The 7,314-nt window shown below is 61.5% G+C and carries 8 protein-coding genes; all 8 read right to left on the reverse strand.

The window, feature by feature from the left end; genetic code table 11:
* Positions 1-1,151: 1,151 nt before the first annotated feature.
* The 8 genes from N2L00_RS16095 to rpmH all read right to left on the reverse strand — a co-directional run bounded on the left by N2L00_RS16095 (position 1,152) and on the right by rpmH (position 7,152).
* The gene (locus N2L00_RS16095) at positions 1,152-2,591 is read right to left on the reverse strand and encodes a ParB/RepB/Spo0J family partition protein (protein WP_255862218.1); all 1,440 of its coding nucleotides are present in this window, start codon (positions 2,589-2,591) and stop codon (positions 1,152-1,154) included.
* Positions 2,592-2,696: 105 nt separating this feature from the next.
* The gene (locus tag N2L00_RS16100; RefSeq protein ID WP_255765741.1) at positions 2,697-3,638 is read right to left on the reverse strand and encodes a ParA family protein; all 942 of its coding nucleotides are present in this window, start codon (positions 3,636-3,638) and stop codon (positions 2,697-2,699) included.
* 376 nt (positions 3,639-4,014) lie between these two features.
* Entirely contained in the window at positions 4,015-4,647 is a 633-nt protein-coding gene (gene rsmG / locus N2L00_RS16105; protein ID WP_255862217.1) for a 16S rRNA (guanine(527)-N(7))-methyltransferase RsmG, read from the reverse strand.
* Between the two features lie 40 nt (positions 4,648-4,687).
* Positions 4,688-5,233, reverse strand: coding sequence for a R3H domain-containing nucleic acid-binding protein (locus N2L00_RS16110; protein ID WP_255765514.1), 546 nt, complete (start codon positions 5,231-5,233; stop codon positions 4,688-4,690).
* Entirely contained in the window at positions 5,230-6,192 is a 963-nt protein-coding gene (gene yidC, locus N2L00_RS16115; protein ID WP_255765515.1) for a membrane protein insertase YidC, read from the reverse strand. Before yidC ends, N2L00_RS16110 begins: the two co-directional genes overlap by 4 nt.
* Positions 6,193-6,201: 9 nt before the next feature.
* Positions 6,202-6,573, reverse strand: a complete 372-nt coding sequence (gene yidD / locus N2L00_RS16120; RefSeq protein ID WP_255765516.1) for a membrane protein insertion efficiency factor YidD — start codon at positions 6,571-6,573, stop codon at positions 6,202-6,204.
* Between the two features lie 30 nt (positions 6,574-6,603).
* Complete coding sequence (rnpA, locus tag N2L00_RS16125) at positions 6,604-6,951, reverse strand: ribonuclease P protein component (protein WP_255862216.1); 348 nt, start codon at positions 6,949-6,951, stop codon at positions 6,604-6,606.
* A gap of 63 nt (positions 6,952-7,014) precedes the next feature.
* Positions 7,015-7,152: a 50S ribosomal protein L34 gene (gene rpmH, locus N2L00_RS16130; RefSeq protein WP_022892375.1), complete on the reverse strand. Its 138-nt coding sequence runs from the start codon at positions 7,150-7,152 to the stop codon at positions 7,015-7,017.
* Positions 7,153-7,314: the final 162 nt, after the last annotated feature.

Raw genomic sequence — 7,314 nt, forward strand, 5'->3', positions numbered from 1 at the left:
ACAGACTGGACGTCCGGGACGTCAGTTCTGGCGGCGGGGAGGTGGTAACCCTTCTGCCTGGACCTGTAAGGAGGCCGATTGCATAGACATTGGAGCTCTGCAAGGACCGTGCAAACTACCATTGCGCGCGGCGTCCACCCGGCTACCGAAGCCGACCGCACGGCCTGATTCGACCCGGTCAGTGGACGAATGGCTTTTAGTGGACTGCAGTACCGGGCGCTGGCTGCAGCCAAGGCATCGTTTCACGTGAAACACCGCCTGCTGTATAGCTGCTCCGGCTCATAGACCCGTCCGGCCCGGCAAGAAGTCTGCCAAACACGGAAGCTATGCCGACCTGAGGGTGGCCCGCGGAGAGTTTTTGGAGCCAAAACTGCACATTACCCGGGGCTCGCCGCTCTGATAATCAACCGCACCACTGGGGCCGTTGCGACGAACCTCCAAACTGAGCTCAGTGACCCCCAACTTACGTAAAGAGTTGCAGCACCTAACTACGCAAATGCACCGCCGACTACGCCCAGCAAATAGGCGCAGCCTGGTTCCTGTGATACTCGCGGTTTGGCTCCATACGACTCCATCCAGCTCCTTACCTACACCCGGACCGGCATTCAACTACGAGAGGATACCCCGGACGACCCGCGGCGGAAATGTAGTTGCAGGGTCCGGATACCGGACGTACCGACGCAGCGGGAGGTAGGCTTCACGTGAAACGTCGACTCACTCGGTCCGAGCGGCAACGAGTGCGGTAATCACGTCAGCGTTCAGGCACCCGGAGTGAGGACACCTGAACGAGTCTTACGTGTTTCACGTGAAACACGTAAGCCCAGACTGTAGGACGGCGCGCGAAATACGACAGAAGGGGCATGCCGTCTTGTTTCGCTACCCGGTACGGACAGCTCCGGGGCGGACAGGCCCCACAGGCAGCGGGTTTGGGCCTCACGCACCTGGTGCAGGTTACAGCCGACAGTGGCGGGGGTACCGATCGTCCGGCACTTTGTCGATTTGCTCAGCTGGCCCGCGGTTGCGGGTGCATTCCTGCAACCAGCCTTCGCACCGGCTGGGCGCACCTACCCATCCAGGTGCGCCCGGAAAGCCGAAAGGGCCGGTGTTTCACGTGAAACACCGACCCTTCGGGAACCTCGCCGAGCTTGGAGCTACTCTCCGGGTGTGGAGAGTACGCCCATAATTCGATTCAGGTCATCCACGCTAGCGAATTCGATGCTGACCTTGCCCTTGCGTGCTCCAAGGGTGATCTTGACGTTCGTGTCCAGGCGGTCAGCCAAAGACGTTGCCAGGTAGTCCAGCCGTTCGTGGCGTGCGCCGATCTTCGGCTTGGAAGTCTTCGCCGGCTTCCGCAGGCCGTCGGCCAGCGACACGATCTCTTCGGTGGCACGAACGGAAAGGCCCTCCGCCACGATCTTCTGGGCCAGCTTTTCCATCTCCGCCGGGTCACCCAGCCCGAGCAACGCGCGTGCATGCCCCGCTGACAGAACTCCAGCCGCCAGCCGGCGCTGAACCAACGGCGGAAGCTTCATCAACCGCAAGGTGTTGGTTACCTGCGGCCGCGAGCGTCCGATGCGGTCTGCGAGTTCTTCGTGCGAGCAGCCGAAGTCGTCCAGAAGCTGCTGGTAAGCCGCCGCTTCTTCCAACGGGTTCAGCTGGCTCCGGTGCAGGTTCTCCAGGAGGGCGTCACGGAGGAGATCGACATCCTGTGTGGAGCGGATGATAGCCGGCACCGAGGATAGTCCAGCTTCGCGTGATGCACGCCAGCGACGTTCACCCATAACAAGTTCATAGGGGTGTTCCGCATCCTCCTCGAGCGAGGGGCGAACAACAATCGGCTGCAGCACGCCGATTTCCCTAATGGAATGCACCAGTTCGGCCATGTCGTCTTCATCGAAGACGGACCGCGGCTGCTTACGGTTCGGGTGGATGGAATCAATGGGAAGCTCGGCGAACGTCGCGCCGGGAACCTGGACCAGGCCATCCTCACCACTGTAATCCGGGGACGATGTTTCACGGGAAACATCCGCTTCCACCGGGGCAGCAGCTGCCTGCTTCGACGCTTCCGGGGCGGCCTCCGCGGGGACCGGCAGCGAAGCAGGTGCCGACTGCACGTCTTCTGCGGCGGTCTCAGGACTTTCGGGATCCTTGGCCTTCGCCGCCACCTCCACAGCCCCCTGAGAGGCCTTGGAAGCCCGCTTGGTGCCCTTGCTTCCGGAAGCCTGGGCGGAAGCCGGGGTGGTCCCAGCATCCGTCCCTACAGACGTGGCGTCATCGGGATTGGCAGCGGGGACAGGGCTGGGCACCGGCTCCACACCTTTGTCGGTACGGACTCCCGAACGGGCCGCAGAGCTGCGCGTTGTTGACTTCTTTGCCGGACCGCGAAGCGCTTCCTTATTGATCCCCGCGCCCTTACGCGGACCCGTACCACCGAACTGTGAGCGGGACTCATCGGCTGCGGCGAAGAACAAATCAGCCGGACGTCCCTGAGTAACGGTTCCCTGGCTCGAGTTTTCTGTCTCCGCAGGTTCCGCACTGCTAGGAATCAAAGCTCCCAGACCGCGGCCTAAACCCCGACGCTTCTCGGCCATGGGTAAGTCCTTCCCTTATGCCCGCACTTCAAGCGGCACGGATTGATTGTGAGAGTATTCTATGGCGCGGAGCCAAGCTGGCAGCCGAACCCCGCCGGGGTGTCACTAGGCGCGCTGGGCTATCTCGGCTGCCGCTTCCAAATAGGACAGCGCACCCGTTGAAGACGGGTCATAGGTCATGACCGTCTGCTGGTAGCTGGGAGCCTCCGAAACGCGCACGGAGCGCGGCACGACGGCGCGCAGGACCTGCTCCGGGAAGTGCTCGCGCACCTCGGCGGCGACTTGTGCGGCAAGGTTCGTTCTACCGTCGTACATGGTCAGCAGAATGGTGGAGACAACCAGATCGGCGTTCAAATGCTTCTGGATCATTTCGATGTTCTTCAGCAGCTGGCTGAGGCCCTCGAGCGCGTAGTACTCGCACTGGATTGGGATCAGGACTTCCCTTGCCGCGACAAAGGCATTGACGGTGAGGAGGCCAAGGCTCGGCGGGCAGTCGATGAATATGTAATCCAGACGCTCCAGGCCCTGCTTTTCCCGTTCGGCCGCGTAGACGTTAATGGCGCGGCTCAAACGCTGTTCACGCGCAACCAGCGATACCAGTTCGATCTCCGCCCCGGCGAGGTGGATCGTGGCCGGTGCACAGATGAGGTTACTGATGTCCGGGCACTGCGCAACCACATTTGCCAGCGGCAGGTCATCAATCAGCACGTCGTAGATGCTCTCCACGTCAGCACGGTGGTCGATCCCCAGGGCCGTTGATGCGTTTCCCTGCGGATCGATGTCGATAACCAGGACGTTCTGGCCGGCAGTCGCCAGAGCAGCAGCAAGGTTGACCGTGGTGGTCGTTTTCCCCACCCCGCCCTTCTGGTTGCTCACCGTCATGATGCGCGTCTGGGGAGGCCGCGGCAGAACGCGTCCGCGGAGCTTCTCCCGACGCCGGTTTTCACTAGCCAGTTCCCGCGCCAGCGGGGTGCTCTCGTCCATCAAATCCATAACGTCTTCCGAGGTCGCCACAGCAGCGGCTTCTTCGGATACACCACCTTCGATAGCTCGGGGGGCCTGCACGAGTGCGGCACTGCTTTCAGTCTTGGCGGGTTCCAGCGGCTTGGCGGGTTCCAGCGGCTTGGCGGGTTCCTGCTGCTTGGCGGGTTCCAGCGGCTCGGCCGGCACCGTTTCACGTGAAACGGCGGCCGGCTTGTCCACAACCAATTGGGGTTGCTTTCTACCGAATGAGGCGGACAGGGCAGAACCGAGTGCGGCGAAGGGAGGAATTCGTTTTGCGGCAGAATCACGCGCACTCACCTGGTCATGCTCACTTTCCAACATAAAGCGTTAAGGCATTAGTTCATCTAGACTATCCGCTTCGCGGCCATTCCCCGGGACCGGCATGGGTGTGTGCATGAAAGCTGAGGTGTCGGGCTTCTCACCCTACGGAGATGCGTACCACCGTGGTGGGTTCTTCAAGTACATCCGCCCCTACGGTCAGCACCGCGGTATCCCGTCCGCCGAGCTTGCGGATTGCTTTCGCGGCTTTCTGCACTTCTTCTTCAGCGCTGCGGCCCTTGATGGCCAGCACCTGCCCCCTGCCGTGCAGCAGGGGTACTGTCAGTCCGGCCAAACCGCCGAGGGCCGAAACGGCCCGGGCGGTGGCCACATCCACATTTACCTCGTCGACTACCTGTTCGGCACGGCCGCGGATCACGCGGACATTGTCGAGTCCAAGATCCGTAACGACTTCGTTGAGCCATATGACCCGACGCTCGAGGGGCTCTATGAGCGTCATGGAGAGGTCAGGCCGGGCAATGGCCAAGCACAAGCCGGGCAGCCCGGCACCGCTGCCGACATCCGCGACGGCGGCATTCGCAGGGATCAGCTCGGCAACCACGGCGCAGTTCAGGACGTGCCTGCTCCATAGCCGCGGAACTTCCCGCGGGCCGAGGAGTCCCCGTTCCATGCCCGACGTCGCGAGGTGCTCTACGTATCTTTGCGCCAGATCCAGGCGGTCACCGAAGATCTTCCGGGCGGCGTCCAGTTCTGCGGGAGTTGTTTCAACCACTTACTTCATATTCCTTGTCTGCACTGCCGGGCGGGGATAACTAGGAAGCAGGCAGGGAAACGACGATGTGGCGGTCCGCGCCTTCACCCTCGGATTCACTGACCAGGCCAAGCTCGGCCACGGCGTCGTGAACAATCTTGCGCTCATAGGCGCTCATGGGAACGAGCGCCACTTCCTGCCCGGTTTCCTTGGCACGCTTGGCTGCGTCCTCAGCTATGGACTGCAGCTGGCCGCCGCGTTCTTCACGGTAGCCAACGATGTCCAGGACCAAGCGGGAGCGGTTTTCCGTTGCTGTCAGCACCGACAGCCGCGTGAGTTCCTGCAATGCCTCAAGCACTTCGCCATCGCGTCCCACGAGTGCCTGAAGAGCGGCGTCGTCGCCTTCCTCGGACACTACGGAGATATACGTCCGGCCGTTTCGGACCTCAATGTCGATATCCCCGTCGATGTCGGCGATATCCAGGAGCTCTTCCAGGTAGTCAGCGGCTACGTCGCCTTCTTCCTCGAGCCTCCCGGTGCGCGCCTGCACAGGTTCCTCGGCTTCTTCCAGGGGAACTACGGGGTCGTCAATGTGCTCAGTGCTCATTTCCTTTTCCTGTTCTTCCGCGCGGGCTGGACGCGCTGGCCCTTGGGTGCCGCGGGAACCTCGACCGGTGCCTCGCCCTTCTTCTCTCCGAGGAGCGGCGCCATCGGCAGGCCCTTGCGGGCACGGCGCTCGGCGAGGGCCTTTGCCGCCGGCGAGCCGGGGGTAGGCATCCGCCGGATGACGAAGAACTGCTGTCCCATGGTCCACAGGTTGGTGGTGGTCCAGTAGATGAGCACACCGATGGGGAAGTTGATGCCGCCGACGCCGAAGACGATGGGCAGTACGTAGAGCATCATCTTCTGCTGGCGCATGAACGGGCTGGCAAGTGCCTCTTCGGACATGTTCTTGGACATGATCTGCTTCTGCGTAATGAACTGCGAAGCGGTCATCGCCAGGATCATGATGATCGAGAGCACTACAACCGAGAAGTGGCCTTCGTCGCCGAAACCGTGCAGGAGCGAGGAGGACAGCGGGGCACCGAAGATGGTGGCCTCGTCAAACTGCTGGATGGCGCTGTGCGACAGCGCGCCCTGGCCCTTGCCCTCGGCATTCGAGGTGGAGATCCCGTTCAGCACCTGGAACAGGGCAAAGAAGAACGGCATCTGCACGAGCATGGGCAGGCAGGCAGCAAACGGGTTGGTGCCGTGCTTCTTGTACAGGGCCATCTGCTCCTGCGTCATTGCCTGACGCGAAAGCTGGTCGGTCTTGCCCTTGTACTTCTGCTGCAGCTTGCGCAGGTCCGGCTGCAGGGACTGCATGCCGCGCTGCGCCTTGATCTGCTTGACGAAGACCGGAATCAACGCTGCACGGATCACGATCACCAAGCCGATGATGGACAACGTCCAGGTCCACCCGGATGCGGCATCCATCCCGAGGAAAACGAATCCCTCGTGGAAGACCCACATGATCCATGACACTACCCACTTAAAGGGGAACAGTATCGTCTCGAAGAAACCCATTTACTCTCCTCAGGCCGCCGAGCGGCTGTCTTCGTCAGCTGGAATCACGGGGTGATTCAGCACAATGATCCTCGGGACCTTCTTTGAGTCCCAAATCCGGTGTCCATCAGGTACGTGGTCCACGCCGCCGCCGTTCCAAGGATGGCAGCGGATAAGCCGTCGGAAAGCCAGCCAGGAACCCTTGACGGCTCCGTGGACGGTGACTGCTTCGAGGGCATAGGCGGAACACGATGGGAAAAATCGGCAGACCTGCCCGTAGAGGGGGGAAACGGTCTTCCGGTACGCCATCAGCAGGCCGATGAGGAGCATGCGCGGGAGGTTCCATAAAAAACGGGCAACAACAATCAAGGCCCTCAACGGAATAGATCCGGAGTCCCTCATCGCTGGCTCATCCTTCCTCACCTGGCATGTCTAAAGCTGCGAAAGTTTGGCTATGCAGGCGTTCAAAGCGCTGTGGTAGTCGGCACTCAGTACCGGCCACGACGCCGACGCGGAAGCAGGCAGGGCCCGCACCACCACGTCAAACCCGGTGGGGTGAAGAGCGAGGCTCTGCGCTGCCGCTTCCCTCAGTCTTCTCTTAACGAGGTTGCGTGTCACCGCGTTCCCGACGGATTTGGCCACTATGAAGCCTATGCGGCTCGGCTGGCCACCCGTAGGAAGCGCATATAGCACTACGTTCCGGCGCCCACTGCGGGCACCGGAACGTACAGTACGAGAAAAATCTGCCGATGCCCTTACCCGGTTCCGCACGGCCAGCATTATGACCACCTGGAATCCGGAGTAAAGCTGCTAAGAGGCAGCATCGACAAACTTTGAGGTTATTTAGGCCGACAGTTCGGTACGGCCCTTGCCACGGCGTGCGGAAAGGATGGCACGGCCGGCACGGGTACGCATGCGAAGGCGGAAGCCGTGCTTCTTGGCACGACGGCGGTTATTCGGCTGAAAAGTCCGCTTGCTCACGGTAGTTACTCCAAGACAATCTTGAGTCGCGCCGGCACTTGTTGCGACAAGGGGGAAGAACAAGCGGCGCTTTTTTCATGTGTCTGTCTGTACTCGCCCGGACCTGGACCCTGATTTCCAGAACCCCTGCAGGGCATGTGTGAGTACAGATAGCAGACACAA

The organism is Arthrobacter sp. zg-Y1171, from assembly GCF_025244845.1.
Lineage (GTDB): Bacteria > Actinomycetota > Actinomycetes > Actinomycetales > Micrococcaceae > Arthrobacter_B.